21 protein-coding genes and 1 pseudogene are annotated in these 21,815 nt (G+C 50.9%); 21 read left to right on the forward strand and 1 reads right to left on the reverse strand.

Going from position 1 to position 21,815, the window contains the following annotated elements; all coding sequences use genetic code 11:
* Positions 1–18: 18 nt before the first annotated feature.
* From C5S61_RS12535 to C5S61_RS12560, 6 genes are all read left to right on the forward strand, one after another.
* Complete coding sequence (locus C5S61_RS12535) at positions 19–2,265, forward strand: molybdopterin oxidoreductase family protein (RefSeq protein ID WP_110515395.1); 2,247 nt, start codon at positions 19–21, stop codon at positions 2,263–2,265.
* 9 nt (positions 2,266–2,274) lie between these two features.
* Positions 2,275–2,895, forward strand: a complete 621-nt coding sequence (locus tag C5S61_RS12540; protein WP_110515396.1) for a 4Fe-4S dicluster domain-containing protein — start codon at positions 2,275–2,277, stop codon at positions 2,893–2,895.
* A 41-nt stretch (positions 2,896–2,936) separates the two neighbouring features.
* The gene (locus C5S61_RS12545) at positions 2,937–3,491 is read left to right on the forward strand and encodes a QcrA and Rieske domain-containing protein (protein WP_240614509.1); all 555 of its coding nucleotides are present in this window, start codon (positions 2,937–2,939) and stop codon (positions 3,489–3,491) included.
* Positions 3,488–3,718 (forward strand): DUF6755 family protein, encoded by a 231-nt coding sequence (locus tag C5S61_RS12550; protein ID WP_054532605.1) that lies wholly within the window; start codon positions 3,488–3,490, stop codon positions 3,716–3,718. The genes C5S61_RS12545 and C5S61_RS12550 overlap by 4 nt, the downstream gene beginning before the upstream one ends.
* Before the next feature lie 14 nt (positions 3,719–3,732).
* Positions 3,733–4,929, forward strand: coding sequence for an MFS transporter (locus C5S61_RS12555; RefSeq protein ID WP_240614510.1), 1,197 nt, complete (start codon positions 3,733–3,735; stop codon positions 4,927–4,929).
* 114 nt (positions 4,930–5,043) lie between these two features.
* Positions 5,044–5,565: a hypothetical protein gene (locus C5S61_RS12560; RefSeq protein WP_110515397.1), complete on the forward strand. Its 522-nt coding sequence runs from the start codon at positions 5,044–5,046 to the stop codon at positions 5,563–5,565.
* 86 nt (positions 5,566–5,651) lie between these two features.
* Here C5S61_RS12560 and C5S61_RS12565 read toward each other — a convergent pair whose 3' ends face one another.
* Positions 5,652–6,143 (reverse strand): DinB family protein, encoded by a 492-nt coding sequence (locus tag C5S61_RS12565; protein WP_110515398.1) that lies wholly within the window; start codon positions 6,141–6,143, stop codon positions 5,652–5,654.
* A gap of 115 nt (positions 6,144–6,258) precedes the next feature.
* Between C5S61_RS12565 and C5S61_RS12570 the strand changes: the two genes are divergently transcribed.
* The 15 genes and pseudogenes from C5S61_RS12570 to C5S61_RS27280 all read left to right on the forward strand — a co-directional run bounded on the left by C5S61_RS12570 (position 6,259) and on the right by C5S61_RS27280 (position 21,815).
* Positions 6,259–6,819, forward strand: coding sequence for an SUKH-3 domain-containing protein (locus tag C5S61_RS12570; RefSeq protein WP_110515399.1), 561 nt, complete (start codon positions 6,259–6,261; stop codon positions 6,817–6,819).
* Between the two features lie 2 nt (positions 6,820–6,821).
* Positions 6,822–7,337, forward strand: coding sequence for an SUKH-3 domain-containing protein (locus C5S61_RS12575; protein ID WP_110515400.1), 516 nt, complete (start codon positions 6,822–6,824; stop codon positions 7,335–7,337).
* A 434-nt stretch (positions 7,338–7,771) separates the two neighbouring features.
* Positions 7,772–8,509, forward strand: a complete 738-nt coding sequence (locus tag C5S61_RS12580) for a phasin family protein (protein WP_110515401.1) — start codon at positions 7,772–7,774, stop codon at positions 8,507–8,509.
* A 63-nt stretch (positions 8,510–8,572) separates the two neighbouring features.
* On the forward strand, positions 8,573–8,968 hold the full coding sequence (locus tag C5S61_RS12585; protein WP_054532596.1) for a phasin family protein: 396 nt from the start codon (positions 8,573–8,575) through the stop codon (positions 8,966–8,968).
* A gap of 166 nt (positions 8,969–9,134) precedes the next feature.
* A complete protein-coding gene (gene pgeF, locus C5S61_RS12590; RefSeq protein WP_164689419.1) occupies positions 9,135–9,941 on the forward strand; it encodes a peptidoglycan editing factor PgeF in 807 nt (268 codons plus the stop codon).
* Positions 9,931–10,677, forward strand: a complete 747-nt coding sequence (locus tag C5S61_RS12595) for a YggS family pyridoxal phosphate-dependent enzyme (RefSeq protein WP_110515403.1) — start codon at positions 9,931–9,933, stop codon at positions 10,675–10,677. The genes pgeF and C5S61_RS12595 overlap by 11 nt, the downstream gene beginning before the upstream one ends.
* 79 nt (positions 10,678–10,756) lie before the next feature.
* Positions 10,757–11,914: a 3-dehydroquinate synthase gene (locus C5S61_RS12600; protein WP_110515404.1), complete on the forward strand. Its 1,158-nt coding sequence runs from the start codon at positions 10,757–10,759 to the stop codon at positions 11,912–11,914.
* Between the two features lie 12 nt (positions 11,915–11,926).
* Positions 11,927–12,229 carry a hypothetical protein gene (locus C5S61_RS12605; protein ID WP_110515405.1) on the forward strand — a complete coding sequence of 101 codons (303 nt, stop codon included), beginning with the start codon at positions 11,927–11,929 and terminating at the stop codon, positions 12,227–12,229.
* The gene (locus C5S61_RS12610) at positions 12,229–13,056 is read left to right on the forward strand and encodes a TatD family hydrolase (protein ID WP_110515420.1); all 828 of its coding nucleotides are present in this window, start codon (positions 12,229–12,231) and stop codon (positions 13,054–13,056) included. Before C5S61_RS12605 ends, C5S61_RS12610 begins: the two co-directional genes overlap by 1 nt.
* A gap of 2 nt (positions 13,057–13,058) precedes the next feature.
* Positions 13,059–14,261: a metabolite traffic protein EboE gene (gene eboE, locus C5S61_RS12615; protein ID WP_110515406.1), complete on the forward strand. Its 1,203-nt coding sequence runs from the start codon at positions 13,059–13,061 to the stop codon at positions 14,259–14,261.
* Positions 14,245–15,099, forward strand: a complete 855-nt coding sequence (locus tag C5S61_RS12620; RefSeq protein WP_205701393.1) for a UbiA family prenyltransferase — start codon at positions 14,245–14,247, stop codon at positions 15,097–15,099. Before eboE ends, C5S61_RS12620 begins: the two co-directional genes overlap by 17 nt.
* A gap of 1 nt (position 15,100) precedes the next feature.
* A complete protein-coding gene (locus C5S61_RS12625) occupies positions 15,101–16,477 on the forward strand; it encodes an alkaline phosphatase family protein (protein WP_110515422.1) in 1,377 nt (458 codons plus the stop codon).
* Between the two features lie 765 nt (positions 16,478–17,242).
* On the forward strand, positions 17,243–18,181 hold the full coding sequence (locus C5S61_RS12630) for a hypothetical protein (protein WP_110515407.1): 939 nt from the start codon (positions 17,243–17,245) through the stop codon (positions 18,179–18,181).
* 320 nt (positions 18,182–18,501) lie between these two features.
* Positions 18,502–20,043, forward strand: coding sequence for a BglG family transcription antiterminator (locus C5S61_RS12635; RefSeq protein ID WP_110515408.1), 1,542 nt, complete (start codon positions 18,502–18,504; stop codon positions 20,041–20,043).
* Positions 20,044–20,397: 354 nt separating this feature from the next.
* A pseudogene (locus C5S61_RS27280) lies at positions 20,398–21,815 on the forward strand (PTS mannitol transporter subunit IIBC).

Here is a 21,815-nt window from a genome sequence, read left to right on the forward strand (position 1 = left end):
TTGTGAGGAGTTTTCGATATGGCACAGCTTCCCCGTTCCGAACTTGAGATGATTGCAGCGTATGGCCCGCATGTGGCCCACGCCCAAGGCCAACGGCTTGAGGCTGGCGTTGAGCCAGATCGCTTGGTCAAAACCCACTGTTGCTTTTGTGGCCAGCAATGTGGCATTCAACTTAAAGTCAAAGATAACACCGTGATTGGCTTCGAGCCATGGTATGACTTCCCGTTTAATCAAGGGATGCTCTGCCCCAAAGGTGTAAAACGCTATTTGCAAGGAGCGCATCCCGACCGCTTGTTGACGGCCTTGGAGCGTGATCCGGCGAGTAGCGGCGGCTTTCGGCCAATCGGCTACGATGCTGCAATTCAGCGCGTGGCTGCTGAAATTGGCCGCATTCAAGCTCAATATGGCAACAGCGCGTTTGGCATTCTCTCTGGCGCAAGTTTGACCACCGAAAAAACCTATCTCATGGGCAAATTTGCCCGCATGTGCCTCAAAACGCCCTATATCGACTACAACGGGCGCTTGTGCATGGTCAGTGCTGGCGCTGCCAACAAAAAATCATTCGGCATCGACCGTGCTGCCAACGCCTGGGACGATATGCTGCACACCGATGTGGTGTGGATTAGCGGCGCGAATGTAGCCGAATGTGCGCCAATTACGACCAGCTATGTCTGGCGAGCACGCGAAAACGGAGCCAAAATTATCGTCGTTGATCCACGGATTACGCCGATTGCGCGTACCTGCGACCTCTACTTGCCAATTAAGCCGGGCCGCGATATTGCGCTGTTCAACGGCATTCTGCACCTGATGATCAAACACGATTGGCTTGATCACGAGTTTATTAACAATCATACGGTTGGCTTTGAAGCAGTAGCCGAACACGTTGCCGATTGGACACCCAAGCGCACTGCCGAGGTGACGGGCATTGCTGAAAAGGGCATTCAGCAGGCCGCCGAATGGTGGGGCACGGCCAAAACGTCGTTTATGACGCACGCCCGTGGCATCGAGCATCACACTCATGGCGTGCAAAATGTGTTGGGCGCAATTAGCCTTGTGCTGGCTTCGGGCCGCATCGGGCGGCCAAATTGTGGTTATGCCACAATTACCGGCCAAGCCAATGGCCAAGGTGGCCGCGAACATGGCCAAAAATGCGACCAATTGCCAGGCTGGCGCGATTTGGCCAACCCCGAACATCGCCAACATATTGCCAACATTTGGGATATGCCTGTCGAGGAAATGCCGCAGCCAGGTGTTGATGCCTACGAAATTTTTCGCAAAATCGAAACTGGCGAGATCAAAGGCTTGCTAAGTTTGTGCTTCAATCCCAAGGTTTCGCTGCCCGATAGCGATTACGTCAGCGCGATGCTCGATAAGCTGGAATTCTATACTTCAATCGATTTTTTCTTGAACGATAGTGCCCGCCATGCCGATATTGTCTTGCCCGGCTCGCTGCAAGAAGAAGATGAAGGCACAGTGACCCAAGCCGAGGGTCGGGTGATCAAAATCAATCAAGCGATTGAATGCCCAGGCGAGGCTCGCCAAGATTGGCGCATCATTCAGGATATTGCCCAAGCTTTGGGCCGCAGCAAAGGCTTTACCTTCGATGGGCCACGGGCAATCTTCGAGGAATTGCGCCGCGCTTCGAAAGGTGGGGTCGCCGATTACTCAGGTATTAGCTACGAGAAGATCGAAGCCCAAAACGGGGTATTCTGGCCGTGCCCCAGCGATGATCACCCGGGCACGCCGCGCCTGTTCGAGCCACATTCTTGGAACCCAGTTGCCAAAGGCGCTGGCCCGTTCTACTTCTCCGATGGCAAAGCGCGCTTTAACGTTGCGCCCTACACGCCGCCCGCCGAAGATGTTGATGCAGAATATCCCTTGATGTTGACAACAGGCCGCGTGATTAGCCACTTCCTTTCGGGAACCCAAACCCGGCGAATTGGCCCGTTGGTTGATCAATATCCTGAGCCACGGATTGAACTGCATCCTCAACTGGCGATGCGGCTCAACATTCAAGATGGCGATTGGGTGACGGCCCAAACCAGACGTGGCGAAATAACCTTGCGCGCGCAAGTCGTGCGCACGATTCGCCCAGATACGATTTTTGTGCCCTATCACTGGGCTGGCCAAAAAAGCATCAATCGCTTAACGATCGCCGCTCAAGACCCAATTTCGAAAATTCCTGAGTACAAGGTTTGTGCGGTGCGCTTGGTCAAAGCGACCCAAGCACCGGCCTATGCCAGCCAACTTGAGCCACAGCAATAGGAGCCTGCCATGCCTGAAGCCCAGTATGAATTTTTTATCGATCCCAGCCGTTGCATTGGCTGCCAATCGTGTGTTCAAGCCTGTAGCGAGTGCGACACGCACAAAGGTCAGGCCATGATTCACCTTGAATTTGTGAATCGGCATTATTCGACCCAAACCGCGCCAGTGGTATGTATGCACTGCGATTCGCCAACCTGCGCCGAGGTTTGCCCTGCTGATGCGATTAAAAAAACGCCTGATGGCGTGGTGCAAACCGCCCGTAAACCACGCTGTATTGCCTGCAACAACTGTGTGCTGGCCTGCCCGTTTGGCGTACCCAAGATGAATAGTGGCGCTGAACTGATGATGAAATGCGATATGTGTTATGACCGAACTTCGATAGGAAAAGCGCCGATGTGCGCCTCGGTCTGCCCAAGCGGTGCTTTATACTATGGCACACGCGAGCAAATCGAAGCCCAACGTCCCCGTTCGATGCCAGTCAATCAATTTCAATTTGGTCAGCAAACAATTAGCACCAAAGTCCACATGATGGTGCCGCGAACAGCCCAACCAGAACACATCGACGTGCTTTCGGCCATGCATGATCACACCAGCGGCCACGATATTTTCTTGATGATGCACGACGAATAAGCCGCCAAACGCTGTTTGTTGCAACCTGAGATTGAAAGGACATGCTGATTATGACTCGCGACCACGATGAACTTTCGCTTGCGCCCGATGGTTTGCCATTGAGCGAACAGCCGCAATGGCGGCAAGATTTTCCCATTGATGTAGCCCAAGATAATTACGTTTCGCGGCGGGAATTTGCCAAATTTTTGGTGCTGATTAGCTCGGCATTTAGTGCTGGTCAATTTTGGATTTTGTTTAAAAATTGGCAGCGCAACCAACAACCAGCGCCACCAGCCCAAAAAATTGCCAGCTTGGCCGAAATTCCGGTTGGCGGCACATTGGTATTTCACTATCCCAACGAGCATGAGCCATGCATTTTGGTGCGCCCCAATGCTGATACCTTGCTGGCCTATAGCCAAAAATGCACCCATCTTTCGTGTGCAGTGATTCCGAATGTTGCCGAAAACCAAATTGGCTGCCCATGCCATAACGGCTCGTTTAGTTTGGCTGAAGGCCGCCCATTAGCTGGCCCACCGCAACGTCCATTGCCCCGCATTCATGTCGAAGTGCGCGGCGATGAGATTTTTGCAACCGCCGTGGAGCTACGCAGCATATGAAACAACGTTTTCCGCGCCAGCAAAAAATGACCATCGTCCATGGCATTTTAAGCATTGTGCTGATCATCGATATTGTGCAGCTTTGGCTGTTGACCGCCACCATGAACTCGTATCTTGGCGGCGATAGCGGTGTGCCACTGCCAGCCCTGATTTTCAGCTGCATCTGTTTGCTGCTCAACCTTGGCTTGCTGAGATTTCTCTACAAGCTTGATCGAAAGCCCAACTGATTAGGAGCCTTGCAATGAATGCTCAAGCAACGGCCAACGAGGGCCAACCCCGTGGCAATCTTGGCCAATTGATTTTAGCAACCGGCGCGTTTGCCGTTTGTTTTGCGATATTTGGCTCGGTTTCGGCCATGATGCCAACGATTAAAACCGATTTGAATCTCACGCCCGTTCAGGTCAGTATTGCGCTGGCCTTGCCGGTTTTGCTTGGTAGTTTAGGCCGGATTCCGCTGGGGATGTTGACTGATCGCTATGGTGGCCGCATCGTGTTTAGTGCCGTGATGGCTGGCGCGATTATTCCATCGCTTGGCATGGGCTGGGTGCAAAGTTACAATCAATTGCTGATTGCAGCCTTTGGTTGTGGCTTGGCGCTGGCAAGTTTTTCGGTTGGGGTTGGCTTTGTCAGTGGCTGGTATCCACCACAACGCCAAGGTTTTGCCTTGGGTGTGTATGGCGCTGGCAATGCTGGTCAATCGCTGGCAGCGTTTGGTGCGCCGGTGTTGGCAGCCAATTTGGGCTATCAATGGGGCTTTTGGGTCTTTTCAGCCTTGACCGTGGTTTGGCTAATTTGCTTTATGCTGTTTGCCCGCAATGCGCCACGCCAAGGCCAAGTCAAAAGCTTGGGCCAAATTTTGCAGCCAATGAGCAACCCCAAAAGCTGGATTTTGAGCTTGTACTATTTTCTGACCTTTGGCGGTTTTGTGGCCATGGCGGTCTATTTGCCAACCTTGCTGACCGATTTATTTGGCCTGAGCAAAACCGATGCAGGCTTGCGGACTGCTGGCTTTGTGCTGGTAGCCACTGCTTTGCGCCCAGTTGGCGGGATTTTGGCCGATAAAGTTGGCGGCAATACGATTTTGAAATGGGTATTTCCGATCACCACCTGTATGGCGAGCTTGATGGCCTTCAACAATGTAGTGCCATTTACGATTGGTGCATTGGGTATGGCAGCGGCAATTGGCTTAGGTAATGGAGCCGTGTTCAAACTTGTGCCCGAGTATTTCCCGCAATCAGTTGGGATTGTGACAGGCTTAGTTGGCGCTGCTGGTGGCTTGGGCGGTTTCTTCCCTCCATTGCTGCTGGGCTATATTCGCCAACAAACTGGCTCGTTTAGTTATGGCTTTGTGGCGTTGGCGGTCTTTACTGTGGTTTGCTGGCTGGTACTCTACTTCAACAATCGCCCGCGCCGCCCAAGCGCCCAGCTCGCCTCATAATCGAGGGAGAACGCTGGCAGAAATTTCCAGCGTTCTCCGCCTATTTGCATATTGATTGAGCTAAATAGATAGGCTATAATCGGCGCGTAGGTCGATCAGTAGAGGGAGATTTTTGTGCGCAAGCGTGTGTTACTGTTGGCATTGATAGCATTAAGTTGCTTAAGTCTGACCGTCCCTGCTCGTTCGAGTGCTCAAACGAACTCGGACTATTTATGGAATTTTGGTTGTGGTTGGGATACTGAAAATTCAGTCTACAACGTTGACGATACCAGCTCACTCCTGACCTATTCTGGGACTTGGAAAGCTGAAACCCCTGGTCGCCAACTCTACCTCGGAACCCAACATATTACCAACAGCGGTGGCGCGTATGTTTCGTATACAATGGACCCACCACCGTATATTGGTCTCTACATCTATTATACCAAAATGCGAAATGCTGGTTTGGCCGACGTGTATTATAACGATGTCTATGTCACGACCATCGATATGTATGGCCCTGAAACTGAATCGGGCTGTTTTTTAAGTATTTATGGTGGCTTACCAGCAGGCACCGTCAAGGTCAAAGCAGTTAATCGCAAAAACCCACTCAGCACCGGCACATACGTTAATATCGATTATTTTAACGCCGAACCTTAGTTCATTCTTTTAGGATTAGTGTAGCTATTGATTACCTACAATGCCCAAGGCATGGATCACCATGCCTTGGTTTTTTTGATCGGTGCTTAGATGATTGGATTATCATAGACATAAAAAATATAATCTTGGGAACTGGTTTTAACCCCAAAATCGTGACACATGCGCAGCACTTGGGCGCGATGATCGGTACCGTGATTGACAACTTGTAACAATACTTGCCAGACAATCAAGTTCTCATCCTCGCCATCAAGCGGTTTAGTTTGCAAATCTGCATCCTGCAAATTCGCTAAATAGTCGCGCATCATAGCTTCAACCCCAGCCCAATAGCTACGCAATGCTGCCAGATCAGGGAACGCGTTGGGATCAAGCGGTTCGGGGAAATCTACGCCGCGCAGGCCACTAAACCATGTTTCATCAACACTCATCAAATGCACAAGTTGATTGCGCACCGAGCCGAGCGAATACGGTATTGCTTGGATATATTGCTCAGCAGATAATTGAGCAACATACTGTTCCAAAAGCTGGCGATTTTCGGCAAAATGATACGCGTAGAAATGGCGAAACGCTGCTACATTCATCAGAAGCTCCTATGCTTAATCAAGCTGCTTTGAACGATACTGAGCATAAAGGGCAGGAATTAAATTCATCATAGCACATCTGTTTTATTTGGCATAGATTGAGGAGCCGTGATTAGTGGAAAAACTTGAACTTCAACTTTCGCCAATCGCCGAAACCGTCTATCGCCAGCTGCGCTGGACTCCAGAGCGCGATGTTGATCCTACAGCGCATCTTGAGCACATCAAGCAAGCGACCTATCCGATATTTCCGCTGGCTGAAGCATTTTTACGCCAATTTAGTGGCCTAACAACCCTAGGTAGCCATAACCGTTTCATTTTTGATGATCAAGTTTTTGAGCATCACGGAATTCCCTATCGGCTTTGGCGAATGTTTGAGAATTTTATTCCTGCGTATTCTCAGCATGCCGATTATGAGGCTGCACCCTACTGGCTTAACCATCCGTTGATTGCCAACTATGGGCGTTTACTCTGCCCAATTGGCTCGTATGATGTGGGAAGTACGATCTTTTTGACTTCTGATGGGTGGATTATGACTGGCCAATTCTACAATATGCGTTGGGGTGGCTTGGCTGATGTGGCTAAATCGGCTTTGAAAATGTGGGGAACCACGCCCAGCGAAGGCTTGAATGCCTTGGCTGAGTATGCAGTTTTGTTTGATGATGCAGCCAAGGAGTAGCCATGATTAAGTCAATTATTGATTCACTATTGATAGCAGCAGGTTGGCAGCCAGATGCACAGATGGATCCTGAACCATGGCTCTCTGAGCTGCGTCAGCAGCAATACCCGATTTTTCCGCAATTGATTAAGCTATTACGCCATTATGGTGGGTTTCAGTTAAATAGCGCAACTCTAGCCCAACCGTGGCAGCTTGATTCAAGCTTGGAAGCGCTATTTGCATGGACTGATCAACCAATTGAGATTCAATTGCTGCCACAGCTGGCCCCAGCATTGAGCGAAGCAGCCTTTTGGTGTTCTCATGCCTACGTCCAGCTGAGTGGTTTGCAAATTGCCCCAATTGGCAGAATTAAATGTCCAAATCAAAAAGAGAGCTCGCTCTTTATTCTATCGAACGGTCAAATTATGCACGAATATCATCGTAAAAGCTTGTGTTTGCTTGGGGCAAATTTGCCGCTTGCGCTGCACCGGCTTCTACAATCATTTTTGTTGATTCAAGCGATTAGCGAGGAGCTTTGATGTTGAATCATCAAAACAGCATAAGCGCCCATGGTCTCAATGTTGCTTTACCAACAAGCAGTTACGCGCTCGCAAAATGCAACTGCGAAGAGCACAAAGTGCATTTGAGCCGCAAATTATTCAAGAACGAGGGTGTAAGGGTAGGTTTTTAACAATTGGTCTGATTCTGTCCATTCCCTCACCCCCCAACCCCTCTCCCGTGCGCGGGCGAGGGGGAGCGGTCGTTTTGCCAAAGCATTGGTGCAAAACCACGGAATGAACGCCCCCTCGCCCGCGCACGGGAGAGGGGATCTTAAAACTTAGCATGCTAGCTCTTGACACCTATGACGCGCTGTGTTATATTCTTAATAACGCAACGCGTCATGACATCGAAACAACACTCAGCACTATAAACAACTGCCTGCTGGCGGTTGAATCACCCAAAGGAGCGATCTATGACGATCATTCGCCAAATTGCTGACACGACTGAAAAACAAGTTAAAAGCGCCCAAAAAGTTGCCCGCCGCTCATGGTTGGCAGGCTTGGGGATTGCTGGTTTGGCCATCGATAACGGTGAAAAAACCTTCAAAAAATTGATCAAGCGCGGCGAAAAAGTAGCCGCCGGCGTTCGTGGCGATTTAAAAGATTTGAATGTGCGCCTCCGCCGCGAACAAAACAATTTGAATAACGATGTGCAAGATGCCAGCCAAACTGTCGAACGCGGTGTGAGCGATGTGTTGGAAAACTTGAACATTCCTTCACGCAAAACCTTGCGCGTGCTCGATACTCGCATTGCCCAGCTGAACGCTCAATTGCGCGAGCTTGGCAGCGATGGCAGCATCGCCCCAGTTGCCAACTACGAAAATCTTACCGCCGAAGAAATTATTGTTTTATTGCCAACCTTGAGCCTTGATGAATTGTTTGCTTTGGAAGCCTACGAAAGCAGCCACGCCAAACGCGTCACCGTTCAACGCGAAATTGAACAATCGGTTGCCAAACACCTGACCGTCGATGGCGAAATTCGCGAGCCTTTTGCTGGCTACGAAGCGTTGCGGGCTGAAGAAGCCATTGCCAAGCTCGATGGCTTGGGCATCGCCGAATTGCATCACGTCAAATTGTTTGAAGCCAGCCACGCCAAGCGCGTCACCGTTCAACGCGAAGTTGAACGCCGGATCGAAGCGCTTCGCGGCTAATTTGGCGCGGTGCTATACTGGAACAACTGGTGAGCGATAGGTCAATCCAAAGGAGTTATTGTAATGGCTGATGAAATCGAAGTAAACTTGAATGAAATCAAGAAAGATGCTGATGATCGTGGCGTGCCATTTGTCGATGGCGTGCGCAAATTGATGTTGGCTGCTGTTGGCGCTGTCGCCATGACCCGCGACGAGATGGAACAATTCGTTGGTCGCTTGGTCGATCGTGGTGAAGTTGCCGAACGCGAAGCCAAAACCTTGTTAAATGATGTGCTTTCGCGCCGCAAACGCGAAGTTGAGCATGTTGCCGATGAAGCTGAATCACGGGTTGAATCACGCCTCGAACAAGTGCTCAACCGCATGAATATTCCATCAAAGCGCGATATTGATGAGTTGAGCGACAAAATTGCCCAACTTTCGGCCCGCGTGGAAGAATTGAAGAAAAGCCGCAACGCCTAACCCCTAGGCCTGCTGCTTCGCAAAGTGCAAATCCCTCTTGAATGGCGAAAAACCATTCGAGGGGGATTTTTGCTTCTCAACCAAGCTGCATCTGGTGTTATGATGGGCGCTAGCACGCTTTTGTGAGCGTTGTTGGTTAAATTCAAGCACTCTGATGGGGGTTGGCATGATCGAGCAAATCCAACGCTTATTGCGGTATCCTGAGTTGATTCATGGCGTTTCAACCCGCCAAGGTGGGGTCAGTAAACCACCCCATGCAACCCTCAATCTTGGTTTTTCGCGGCCCGACGATCCCGCTGCCGTCTTGGAAAATCGCCACCGCTTCGCAGAACAGGTTGGCTTTACCTTGGATGATGCGGTTTTGGCTGGTCAAGTCCATGGCACAACCGTCGCCGTGGTGGGCGAATTGCAGCGCGGACGCGGCGCGAGCGAGCGCGAAACAACCTTGCCGCCTGCCGATGGCTTAGTCACCAACCAACCTGGGCTGGTGCTGTGGGCTAATTTTGCCGATTGCACGCCATTGCTTTTTTTCGACCCGATTGCCCAAGCGGTTGGCGTGGCTCACGCCGGTTGGCAAGGCACGGTTAATAATATTGCTCGGGTGGTCATCACAACCATGCAAGCCCAATTTGGTTCCGAGCCAGCCAACATTCTGGCGGCAATCGGCCCAGCGATTGGCCCATGTTGCTATGAGGTCGATCAGCCAGTGATCGGCGCGGTTGAACAAGCATTCGGCGAGCATTCGGCCCATGTGTTGTTGCGCCAACTTGGCAAACAACGTCCGCATTTTGATTTATGGGCGGCAAATGCCCATTGGTTGCTGCAAGCTGGCATTCAACCTGCCAACCTGATTAACATGAATTTATGTACAGCTTGTCATAATGATCGCTTCTTTTCGCATCGTCACGAAGCAGGAGCTACCGGTCGCTTTGCTGCGGTGATTGGTCTACGCGAGGTACGTCATGCCGTTTGATCAGGCTCAATTGTTGGAACAAATTGCTCAGATTCAGCACCGGATCGACCAAGCTGCTCAGCGCAGTCAGCGCGATCCTGCCAGCGTGCGCTTGATTGCAGTTACCAAAACCCACCCAATGCTGCGGGTCAACGCGGTTTTGGCTGCTGGCATTCACGATGTTGGCGAAAATCGGGTGCAAGAGGCCGAGGAGAAAATTGCCCTGCAAACGCCAGAAGCCGTAGCGCAAACCCGCTGGCATTTAATTGGCCATTTGCAACGCAACAAGGCACGGCGAGCTGCCAAGCTTTTTTCATTAATTCATTCAATCGATAGCCTTAAATTGGCCGAAATTCTCAACCGCATTGTTGATGAAGAAGCCAACGTTATTCCTCAGCCCTTGCCAATTTTGCTGCAAGTTAATGTTTCAGGTGAGCGTTCCAAAGATGGCTTTGAATTGACTGGCGGGGTGCGCAATCCCGCATGGCTCGATTTTGTCGCCGACGTTCGCGCCATCGCTCAGCTACCGTTGATCGATTTGCAGGGCTTTATGACGATTGCGCCCTATTCTGATGATGTTGAGGGAGTGGTGCGGCCATGTTTTCGGGCCTTGCGCGACGTACGCGATGCGCTTGAACAGCAGCTCGATCGGCCTCTACCAGAGCTTTCGATGGGCATGAGCGGCGATTTTGAGGTGGCCATCGAGGAAGGCTCGACGTTTGTGCGGGTAGGCACTGCGTTGTTTGGCGCGCGCTAAATAACGGCCTACTACAAGCTATGCTAAAATTGGAATATTGTAATTTCAGTATTTGGAGCAACTGCTCATAGTGGTAGAGATGGCTATGCGTTCGATCCAGCAAGCGTTTGAAGTACGCTATTCGTATCCTGTTCATTGCACCTACAAACTTTTTGACCTAGCTAACCCATGTTTAGCTGAGATAGTTGCCCCAGCGCCTAGCCAGCCCAAGCTTTGGGTGGTGCTTGATCAGGCTGTGGCGGAGCATCACCCAACCCTTTTAGCCGAGATTGCGGCTTATGCCCAAGCCAGCCAAGCCTTTGAATTGGTCGAGCCAAGCCTGGTGCTCGCTGGTGGCGAAGCGATTAAACACAGCAGCGAGCCGCTGCAAGCAGTGTACACCGGCATTAATCGCTATGCCATCGATCGCCATTCGTATGTGATGGCGATTGGTGGCGGGGCATTAATCGATATGGTTGGCTATGCAGCGGCAACCGCCCATCGTGGCGTGCGCTTGATTCGCGTGCCAACCACGGTTTTGGCCCAAAACGATGCTGCGGTTGGGGTGAAAAATAGCATCAATGCCTTTGGCAAAAAGAATTTTCTAGGCACGTTTGCGCCGCCCTACGCGGTGCTCAACGATAGCCACTTTTTGACCACACTCAGCGAGCGCGATTGGCGCAGTGGCATTGCCGAAGCTATCAAAGTGGCGTTGCTCAAAGATGCAGCTTTTTTTGCCACGATTGAGCGCACTGCGCCAGCGCTTCAGCAGCGCGATTTGAATGTGATGCAGGATCAGATTTTTCGCTGTGCCGAGCTGCATCTCGCTCACATTGCTGGTGGCGACCCGTTTGAGCGTGGCTCGGCGCGACCCCTAGATTTTGGCCATTGGGCGGCGCATAAACTTGAATATCTCAGCGATTATAGCCTGCGCCATGGCGAAGCAGTGGCAATTGGGATTGCGCTCGATTGCACGTATGGCTATTTAAAAGGCGATTTGGCTGAGGCTCCGTGGCAACGGGTGTTAAATTGCTTAACTGCGCTTGGCTTCGACCTCTATCACCCAGCTCTGAGCAGCTATCTTGCGCAGATCGAGCATCCCCAAAGCCTATTGAGTGGCTTAACTGAGTTTCGCGAACACCTTGGCGGCCAATTAACCATCACATTAATTCGCGATATTGGCCAACCCTACGAAGTGCACACAATTGATTTAACGGTTATGCAACAAGCCATTCGCTATTTAGCCGAACGCGCTTGAAACGAGGATTTTATGCAGATTGAAGGTTCTTGCCCACGCACGCAGCGTGAATTAATTGAGCTTGAATTTATTGAGCATCGGACCAAAATCTTAGATATTGCTGCCTTTTTGGATCGCTTTGATCGCTCGATTGAGCACAACGCCAACGACGATTTTCGCATCAAAGCGTTTCGCGAAGCACTTGCAGCGCTCAATAGCGCCGAATTTGGCCGCGTCGAACGGATTCAAATGTTGTTGAGCGATTTGAGTAGCGAGCTACGCGCTGAACGCGATGGCCAAAGTGCCTATGGTGCTGCCAAGGAGAGTGAGCAATGATCAACTATATCGATTTGCATGCCCATATGGTTTCGCGCACCACCGATGATTACCACGCCATGGCTTTGACTGGCTGTGTTGCAGTGACCGAACCAGCATTTTGGGCTGGCTACGATCGGGTTTCGGCCAGCGCCTTTGCTGATTATTTTAAACATTTAACCGAATTTGAACCCCAACGCGCAGCGAAATATGGCATTCAGCATTATACTTGGCTCTGTTTGAACCCCAAAGAAGGCGAAGATCGCGAACTGGCGCGTGAAGTCTTGGCAATTATTCCGCAATTTTTGGATCGCCCAAATGTGTTGGGGATTGGCGAAATTGGCCTCAACCGCGTAACCCGCAACGAGCTGGCAACCTTCATCGATCATGTTGAATTGGCGCTAGAGCATAATCAATTGATTCATATTCACACCCCGCACCTTGAAGATAAATACAAAGGTACCAAGGCAATTGTTGAAACCTTGGCCAGCAACAGCCGCATCGATCCTAGTAGAGTGATGGTTGATCATGTTGAGGAACATACGATTCGCATGGTGCTTGAGCATGGTTTTTGGGCTGGCTTGACGCTGTATCCCATGACCAAAGTTTCGCCAGGCCGCGCGATTGATATGCTCGAAATGTATGGCACCGAGCGCTTGTGTGTCGCCTCAGCCTGCGATTGGGGGCCAAGCCAACCGCTGGCCATTCCCAATTGTATGTTTGAAATGCGCCGCCGTGGTCATTCGCAGCAATGGATTCACGAGGTGGTGTATACCAATCCCAGCCGCTTCCTGAGCCAAAGCCCCAAATTTAAGCTCGCGCCACTTGAGCAAGCATTGGTGCAGTAACGATGCAAGTGAAGCAATCGCCGCAACTGGATTTGACCTACTGCACCAATATTCACCCTGCCAATGGCTGGCCAGCAGTGCTGGCTGGCTTACAACAGCATGTACTCGGGCTTAAACAGCGGGTAGCGCCCGACCAAGCGTTTGGCATTGGCCTGCGGCTTTCGGGCCAAGAAAGCCATGAATTATTGCAGCCAGCACCTTTAGCTGCATTTCAAGCTTGGTTAACTGAACATAACTTATATGTTTTTACCCTGAATGGCTTTCCTTACCACCCATTTCATCAACAACCAGTCAAGGATCAGGTGCATGCGCCCGATTGGCGTGAGCCTGAACGAGTTGCTTACACACTGCGCTTGATCGAAATTTTGGCGGCGCTGTTGCCAAAGGGTATGCATGGCTCAATTTCGACCAGCCCGTTGAGCTATAAACCATGGTTTGCTGATTTAACCAGCGTGCCATGGGCCTTGCTCAATCGTCATGTGTTGCAAGTGGTTGCTGCCTTGGTGCTGCTTGAACGCGAGCGCGGCATCCTCATTCAACTAGCCTTCGAGCCAGAGCCAGATGGCTTGCTCGAAAATAGCAGCGAATTGATTAGTTATTTTGAGCAATTGCTGGATGATGGTTCTGCCGAATTGGCGGCCATGCTCGATTGCTCGTTGCTCGAAGCCCAAACGGCGATTCGCCGCCACGTGGCTGCTTGCTTGGATACTTGTCATTGTGCGGTGGCCTACGAAGCACCGCGCACGGTGATTGCCAACTATCAAACAGCAGGGTTGAACATTGCCAAAGTGCAGCTTAGCTCGGCATTGCAAGTCGAGCTTGGTGACGATCGCCAAGCTGTAGCCGCTGCCTTAACGCCATTTAGCGAGGCAATTTATTTGCATCAAGTCATTCAGCGCAATCGCGATGGCTCGTTGCTGCAATATCGCGATTTGCCCCAAGCTTTGGCGGCAATCGACGACCCGCAAGCCTGCGAATGGCGCATTCATTTTCATGTGCCGATTTTTACTAGCAGTTTTGGCCTGCTGAATGCCACTCAACCAGCCTTGCTAGAATGTTTGCAGCTGTTGACCGAGCAACCCTACAGCCAGCATTTAGAGATCGAAACTTATACCTGGGATGTGCTGCCAAGCCAATTAAAGCTCGATCTGACCGAATCGATTGCGCGAGAATATGCGTGGGTGCTGCATGAACTCAAGCGCTAAATCTGGCTGGTTTGCCTATTTGGAGTTGATGCGCATCTCCAATAATCCGACCGTGATCAGCAATACGCTTGCTGGCGTAGCTTTGGCTGGTGTGAGCATCGGCGATTGGCGGGTGTGGCTGTTGGCGCTGGCATTTAGCCTTTTCTATAGCGCTGGCATGGTGTTTAACGATTGGTGCGATTATGCAATCGACCTGCGTGAACGCCCAGATCGGCCTTTGCCTAGTGGTCGCGTCAGCCGCAAGGCCGCGTTGCTGCTAACAATCGGCTTGTTTGGAGTTGGTTTGGGCTGTGTGGCGCTGGTGAGTTGGCAAGGTTTGCTTTGGGCCAGCTGCTTGGTTGCCCTGATCGTCCTCTATGATCTGTGGCACAAAACCAATCCAATCAGCCCAGTGCTGATGGCTGGTACACGCATTTTGGTCTATCTCAGCACAATTGCGGCCTTGGGTGCTGGTTTTTCGTGGCAATCATGGCTGGCGGTTGGCTTGTTATTTTGTTATGTGATGGGCTTTACCTTTATCGCCAAATCGGAGCTACGCCCACAATTGAAGGCGCTATGGCCTGCGCTATGTGTGCTGCTGCCCGCTGGCTATGCCTTGGTTACGCCCGATTTTAGCCCGATTATTGTGAGTGTGGGCTTGCTGAGTTGGGTCTTGCACAGCATCAGTTTGGTCTATCGCCAGCGCCTGATTGGCCCAGCGATTGGCCGTTTGATTGCAGGCATTAGCCTATTCGATGCGCTCGTATGCATTGTTGCTGGCAATTTGTGGGCTTGCTCGTTTGCAATTGCCGCCTTTGGCCTCACTCGTTTGGCTCAACGCTCTATTCAAGGAACCTAAGATGCATAAAACTGTTGTGATTAATGTTGTTGGGTTGACCCCTGCATTAATTGGGCCGCATACGCCACGCTTACACGCATGGCAGCAAAAAACAGCCCAAGCTTCAATTAAACCAATTGTTCCGGCAGTAACTTGTAGCATGCAAGCAACCTATCTGACTGGTAAAATGCCCAGCGAGCATGGAATTGTGGGTAATGGTTGGTATTTTCGTGATGAATGTGAAGTTAAATTTTGGCGACAATCGAATAAATTAGTGCAAGCGCCAAAAATTTGGGAAGCAGCCAAAGCGCTTGACCCAAGCTTTACCTGCGCGAATTTGTTCTGGTGGTACAACATGTATTCATCAGCTGATGTTGCGGTCACGCCACGCCCGATGTATCCTGCTGATGGCCGCAAATTGCCCGATATTTATAGCCAACCAGCAGAGTTGCGTGATGATTTGCAACGTGAATTAGGTCAGTTTCCATTGTTTAATTTTTGGGGGCCAAATTCTTCAATTGCTTCATCGCGTTGGATTGCCAACTCAGCCAAAACCGTTGAGCAACGCTACAATCCAACGTTGAGCTTAATTTATTTGCCGCATTTGGATTATTGTTTTCAGCAATATGGCGCGGATATTGAGCGTTGCGCAGCCCAATTAGCCGAAATTGATCAGGTTGTTGGTGATTTGCTTGATTTTTACACACAGCGCAATGCCCGAATTATCATTTTATCGGAATATGGCATTACCAGCGTTAATCGGCCAGTAGCAATTAATCGGTTGTTGCGGGCAGCAGGTTTGATTGCGGTACGCGAAGAATTGGGCCGTGAATTGCTCGATGCTGGCGTGAGCAAAGCCTTTGCTGTGGCTGATCATCAAGTTGCCCATGTTTATGTGAATGATTTAAGCTATTTGGAACGAGTCAAAGCTCTGCTTGAAGCCACGCCTGGCATTGCCAAAGTGCTTGATGCTGAAGGCAAACGCGAATATGGCCTTGATCACGAGCGAGCTGGCGAATTGATGGCGATTGCCGAGGCTGATGCATGGTTTAGCTACTACTATTGGCTTGACGATCAGCGTGCGCCCGATTTTGCGCGGGCGGTGGATATTCATCGTAAGCCTGGCTACGACCCCGCCGAGCTGTTTGTTGACCCCAGTTTGCGTGTGCCAATGGCCAAAATTGGCATGACCTTGGCCAAGAAAAAGCTTGGCTTCCGCTATGTGATGGATGTGATTGGGCTTGATCCAACAGTCGTGCGTGGCTCGCATGGCGTGATTAGCAGCGATCCTGATCATGCGCCACTGTTGCTGACCAACCAGCCAGAACTTTTGCCCGAAGCCGCCTTGCATGCCACCGATGTCTACCAAATTTTGTGGCGACACCTTGTAGAAGGATGAAGGATGAGGGATGAGGGATGAAGAGCATAGAACAAAGAGTATAGAACATAGAAGATATGGCTATAGGCTATGGGCTATATGTACTGGTTCATTGCGTTAGCAACCGCAGCATTCCTGCATCGCAACCCTATGCCAAGGGTTGGTTTCGACTGAACACCACCCATCCGCAGGTTCATCAACAGATGCGGTTCGGTCACGAATTGTCCTTGAGGGGGTGCAGGGGGATTAAAGCCCCCTGCGTCTCCCGCTGGCGGGACGGAAGGGTGGAAAAGAAATATGGTGGTTAATGTGATGAACCATTACAGCTATAGGCTATCGGAACATAATCCTAACAATCTGTGGCAATCTGTGGCAAAAATAATTATTCGTGGAATTCGTGCAATTCGTGGCGAAAAACACATGATTTCAACGCAGAGGCGCAGAGAAGATATGGCTATGGGCTATGGGCTATAGGCTATCGGAACATAATCCTAACAATCTGTGGCAATCTGTGGCAAAAATAATTAGTCGTGGCATTCGTGCAATTCGTGGCGAAAAACACATGATTTCAACGCAGAGGCGCAGAGGAAAAATGGCTATAGGCTATTGGAATATAATCCTAATAATCTGTGGCGAAAAAACTTAACCTTCGCGATCTTCGTGCGCTTCGCGGTTTCCGTCCTTCGTGCCCTTCGTGCTCTTCGTGGATCAAAATGGCTAAAACAAATTGGCAGCGAGTAACGTCCTAGTACAAGCCTAGATCAGGTGCTGTCAAAGGAGATGTCGATGGATAACCCACTAAATTATGTGATTTCGTTGCCAGAGCGCACGCTACGAGCAGGCGCAGCCTTAGTTGGCGGCTTGGTCAACGAGGCCAGCAATGTGATCGTTCCCAAGAGTTTGCGCAATACGCGGCTCTATCAGGTAACATTTGAACGCTTGCTGCGCATCACAATCGAATTGGTTGGCGATGTGAAAAATGTCTATGTCGATGAAAAACTGGGCATTGAAGAACTGACCAAACGCAAAATTGCCGGTAACGCGGTCGAATTGGTCGGCTTTTTGAGCCTTGGTTGGTCGCCGCTGTGGTTTTTGGCCGCAGCATCGGATGTGACGAGTGGCACGCGCACCTATTTGGCAGCGCTGGTATCCGAATTACAACAACGCCAATTGTTGCCAGCTGAAGCTAATATTGATTCGGTTGATGCCTTGCTCGAACGCTTGGAAGGCACGTCTGGCGTAGCCGCCGATACGGTCGATTTGCCGCCGCTTGATGTTTCGGCTTTGCGCAGCTCGTGGGAAACGATCAAAGCCAATGCCAGCAGCTTGCCTGCCCCAACCGCTTTAGCCGATACTTTCGACCAACTGCGCGAAACCGCACGTACCGAAGGCCAATCGTTGCTTGATGTTTCGGCTGTGGTTGCCGCAGGCGCGTTGCAAGCAGGCTGGAGTTTGGGCAATACGCATATTTTTGAATATTATCGCGAGTCGTTGAACTCGATTCAACAAGAAGGCTTGCTGGAGTTTGCTCGCCGCGTTACAACCCCCTACTTTGAGCGCGCAGCCAAGCACTTCGACCCAGCCGAAGAAACCTATACCGATCGCTTTTTGCGCCAGTTGGATGGGCCAGCAGCGCCTGAACAAGCGCAAGCACCAGAACAAGCGCAAGCAACCAATATCCCGATCGTCAATGAGGATTCAAAACCAGCTGACGAATCGAAGTAACCTGCGGTACGTTCCCTCACCCCAACCCCTCTCCCATGATGTTTGGGATAGGGGCTTTCATATGGTGGTTTTAGTGCAATTTGTTGGACAAAATGCATAATACCCCCTCTCCCGCGTTTAGTAGGAGAGGGGGCTGGGGGTGAGGGAACTCTATACAACACGTGATGAGTTAAATCATCCACTTTTGTCTTAATTGCACTACTAAAAAATGTATTAATAAAACGTGTTTTAGGGCTTGACAATGGGCTAAATCGCAGCTAGCATAAACACAATCTCTCACTGCAGGGAACCTATTTCGCTCCACACTATGGGGTAAACGTATGCTGTCGCTGACGACTGCTCAACGTGATCTATTGTACCTTTTGCTCACCACCGAAACCCCGATCGGGGCTGCGGCGCTCGGCCAGTCTTTGCATCTCACGCCACGCCAAGTTTCCTATAGTTTACGCAGTATCAAGCTTTGGTTGGCTCGTCGCCACGCCAGTTTACGCCAAGTGCCAGGGGTTGGCATTCAGCTCATCTGCTCGGCGCAGCAACGCCAACGCCTGCATGCTGAGCTTGAATCCCAAGCCAAATTTCAATTAATTCTCACGCCAGAGCAACGTGGCCAGCTTTTGGGCTTGGTGTTGTTGATTACACCTGAGCCATTGACTCTCAACCAACTTCAGCACGATTTGGCGATTGCGCGCACGACGGTGCTCAAAGATCTCGATGTGATGGAGATTTGGTTGGCAAGTTTTGGCTTGCAAGTGGTGCGGCGACAACATCGTGGCTGCTGGATCGAAGGGCCTGAATTGGCCAAACGCCAAGCAATTGCGGCCTTGTTATGGGGCGATGTGCCCTTCAGTTTGCCAATTATCACGCTTCAGGCTGGGGTTGGCTTTGATTTTGTGTTGCAGCAGGATGCAGCACTCTTGCCAATTATTCAACGGGTCAATAGCTTTTTGCAGGAGCTTGATTTGGCTGAGGCGCAACAGCAGGTCATTTGGGCCGAAACCCAATTGCATGCCCGCTTTAGCGATCAGGCAATTAGCTTGCTTGGGCTGGCTTTGGCTTTGCAACAGCAGCGCAGCAGCACCCAACAGTATCTAACCTGGCATCCTGAAACCTTGCATTGGCTTGAGCAACAAATGGTTTGGCCAATTGCCGCCCAATTAAGCGTTGGCTATGGCTTGGAGCAAATGCCAAACGCTAGGCAGGCCGAAATTGCTGGCCTGAGCTTGCAATTGGTGTGTGCTGCACGCGAACGACCATGGCTCAAGCAACGTGAAACTGATCATGTAACCCATAATTTAATTAATCGTCTGATTGATTTGATTGCCACAACCTACAATGTGCCAGCCTTAGCCAATGATCAGCTTTTGCGCGATGGCTTGGAGGCATTAATTCCGCCTGCTTGCAATCGTCAACGCTTTGGTTTGTGGGTTCCGACGCATCAAGCAAGCGAAACGCAGAGCGAGCGTTATGCAGCAGAGCGGCGCATGGCCGATCTGATTGATCGGAGCTTGTTGGCGACGATTGGTGTGACCTTGCCATTCGATGCCCGCGATGAACTGATTTTGCTGTTGCGGGCGGCGGTGGTGCGCGCGCGACCAGTGCAGACCCGCAATATTTTGGTGGTTTGCCCCAGCGGCATGGCCACAACCCAACTCTTGGTGGCGCGGCTCAAGGCCCGTTTTCCTAAACTTGGCATTTTTGAGGTCTTGTCGATGCGCGAGCTTTCTGCAGAACGTTTGGCGAATGCAGATTTGGTAATTACGACTGCGCCCTTGGCGCTGGCAAGTGTGCCGATTGATGTCATCCAAGTGCATCCAATGTTGCACCCAGAAGATATTGCGGCGCTAAGCCAGTGGATGGTCTAGCTTGCGAAATCATCGCATTTTGTCGTAATTGAGCAACCAAAAAGCAAACTAATAAAGTGGGTTTTATGGCTTGACAATGGCCTAAAACGCTTGTACCGTAAGAGTAGAACAAACACATCGAACCTCTGTCCATCCGGAGCCATCTCCCTCGATTGACAATCTATGCTAGGAGCGTTGCTATGGTGTAGGGCACTGCCAAAACACCCCGACGAACCTCTACTTAGCGGTGTGTTAAAAACCGTGGGTGACTGTTGCACAGATAACAACCCGGGCGTTAGCTGGCAGAACCACCATTCTGAAATCCACGGGCAATCAACGACGATTAACAAAGACTTCAAAGGAGAAACGCCCATCATGCGACAGCATATTCAGCGCTTTGGCAGCTTCTTGGCTGCAATGGTTGTTCCCAATATCGGTGCGTTCATTGCTTGGGGCTTAATCACCGCTCTGTTTATTCCCACTGGTTGGATTCCCAACGAAGACTTTGCCAAGCTGGTTGGCCCAATGATCACCTACTTGTTGCCAACCCTGATTGGCTACACTGGTGGCAAGATGATTCACGATACCCGTGGCGGGGTGGTTGGCGCTGCCGCAACCATGGGTGTGATCGTCGGGGCCGATATTCCAATGTTTATCGGGGCCATGGTTATGGGGCCACTTGGCGGCTATCTGATGAAGAAAATCGATGAATTCCTCGAAGATCGCATGCCAACCGGCTTTGAAATGTTGATCAATAACTTTTCAGCTGGTTTCTTGGTAACAGGCTTGGTGCTGTTGGCCAACGCGGCAATCGGCCCAGTCGTGGAATTTTTGAGCGCTGGCTTGGGTTCGGGCGTACAATTCCTGATTGATTCGCGCTTGTTGCCCGTCGCTGACATTTTGATCGAACCAGCCAAAGTGCTGTTTCTCAACAATGCGATTAACCACGGGATTCTCGGCCCCTTAGGTGTGGCGGAAGTCAACCAAAGCGGCAAAGCGATTCACTTCTTGCTCGAAAGTAATCCCGGCCCAGGCTTGGGTTTGCTCTTGGCCTTCTGGTTTGCTGGCAAAGGCAACCTCAAACAATCGGCTCCAGGCGCTGCCGTGATTCACTTCCTCGGCGGGATTCACGAAATCTATTTCCCCTATATTTTGGCTCGCCCCATGATGATTGTTGCAATGTGGGCTGGTGGGATTGTGGCTGACCTCTGGTTTGTGATTTGGGATGCAGGTTTGGTTGCCACGCCATCACCTGGCTCGATCTTTGCCTATTTTGCGGTTATTCCACGCGGCGGCCATTTTGCGGTCTTAGGTGGCGTGGTTGTGGGGATTATCGGCTCGTTTGTGGTTGGCTCGGTGCTGCTCAAACTCTTCCCCGGCCAAGAAGCCGTTGAAGCCGAACAAGAAGCAGCAGAAATGACTGGCGCAACCGTTGCCGCGCACTAAATTAATTTCAAACAAGGAGGTTTGTTATGGCTCAATCAATTGCCGCTGCCGATGTTTCAACCATCGTGTTTGCCTGTGAAGCAGGCATTGGCTCAAGTTTTATGGGCGTAACGGCGCTCAAAAAGAAACTCAAACAAGCCAATTTGAGCATTAGCGTGGTGCATAAATCGGTGCGCTCATTGCCAACCGATGCCAAGCTGGTGCTGGTGCATAAAGGCTTGGCCGATTTTGCCCGCAAGCAAGCGCCAAATGCCGTGGTGATTGCCTTCACCCAATTCCTCAACGATCCAGTGTTTGATCAGGTTGTGCAAAGCTTGCAGGATGGTACTGATCTGGTGGAGGCCTAA

Origin of the sequence: Herpetosiphon llansteffanensis (genome assembly GCF_003205875.1) — a bacterium.
Taxonomy (GTDB): domain Bacteria; phylum Chloroflexota; class Chloroflexia; order Chloroflexales; family Herpetosiphonaceae; genus Herpetosiphon; species Herpetosiphon llansteffanensis.

Bases quoted from the DNA above. Each gene is read 5' to 3' on its own strand.
- C5S61_RS12535 (WP_110515395.1), top strand. From the start codon at position 19: ATGGCACAGCTTCCCCGTTCCGAACTTGAGATGATTGCAGCGTATGGC.
- C5S61_RS12540 (WP_110515396.1), top strand. From the start codon at position 2,275: ATGCCTGAAGCCCAGTATGAATTTTTTATCGATCCCAGCCGTTGCATT.
- C5S61_RS12545 (WP_240614509.1), top strand. From the start codon at position 2,937: ATGCTGATTATGACTCGCGACCACGATGAACTTTCGCTTGCGCCCGAT.
- C5S61_RS12550 (WP_054532605.1), top strand. From the start codon at position 3,488: ATGAAACAACGTTTTCCGCGCCAGCAAAAAATGACCATCGTCCATGGC.
- C5S61_RS12555 (WP_240614510.1), top strand. From the start codon at position 3,733: ATGAATGCTCAAGCAACGGCCAACGAGGGCCAACCCCGTGGCAATCTT.
- C5S61_RS12565 (WP_110515398.1), bottom strand. From the start codon at position 6,143: ATGAATGTAGCAGCGTTTCGCCATTTCTACGCGTATCATTTTGCCGAA.
- C5S61_RS12575 (WP_110515400.1), top strand. From the start codon at position 6,822: ATGATTAAGTCAATTATTGATTCACTATTGATAGCAGCAGGTTGGCAG.
- C5S61_RS12580 (WP_110515401.1), top strand. From the start codon at position 7,772: ATGACGATCATTCGCCAAATTGCTGACACGACTGAAAAACAAGTTAAA.
- C5S61_RS12585 (WP_054532596.1), top strand. From the start codon at position 8,573: ATGGCTGATGAAATCGAAGTAAACTTGAATGAAATCAAGAAAGATGCT.
- pgeF (WP_164689419.1), top strand. From the start codon at position 9,135: ATGATCGAGCAAATCCAACGCTTATTGCGGTATCCTGAGTTGATTCAT.
- C5S61_RS12595 (WP_110515403.1), top strand. From the start codon at position 9,931: ATGCCGTTTGATCAGGCTCAATTGTTGGAACAAATTGCTCAGATTCAG.
- C5S61_RS12600 (WP_110515404.1), top strand. From the start codon at position 10,757: ATGGCTATGCGTTCGATCCAGCAAGCGTTTGAAGTACGCTATTCGTAT.
- C5S61_RS12605 (WP_110515405.1), top strand. From the start codon at position 11,927: ATGCAGATTGAAGGTTCTTGCCCACGCACGCAGCGTGAATTAATTGAG.
- eboE (WP_110515406.1), top strand. From the start codon at position 13,059: ATGCAAGTGAAGCAATCGCCGCAACTGGATTTGACCTACTGCACCAAT.
- C5S61_RS12620 (WP_205701393.1), top strand. From the start codon at position 14,245: ATGAACTCAAGCGCTAAATCTGGCTGGTTTGCCTATTTGGAGTTGATG.
- C5S61_RS12625 (WP_110515422.1), top strand. From the start codon at position 15,101: ATGCATAAAACTGTTGTGATTAATGTTGTTGGGTTGACCCCTGCATTA.
- C5S61_RS12630 (WP_110515407.1), top strand. From the start codon at position 17,243: ATGGATAACCCACTAAATTATGTGATTTCGTTGCCAGAGCGCACGCTA.
- C5S61_RS12635 (WP_110515408.1), top strand. From the start codon at position 18,502: ATGCTGTCGCTGACGACTGCTCAACGTGATCTATTGTACCTTTTGCTC.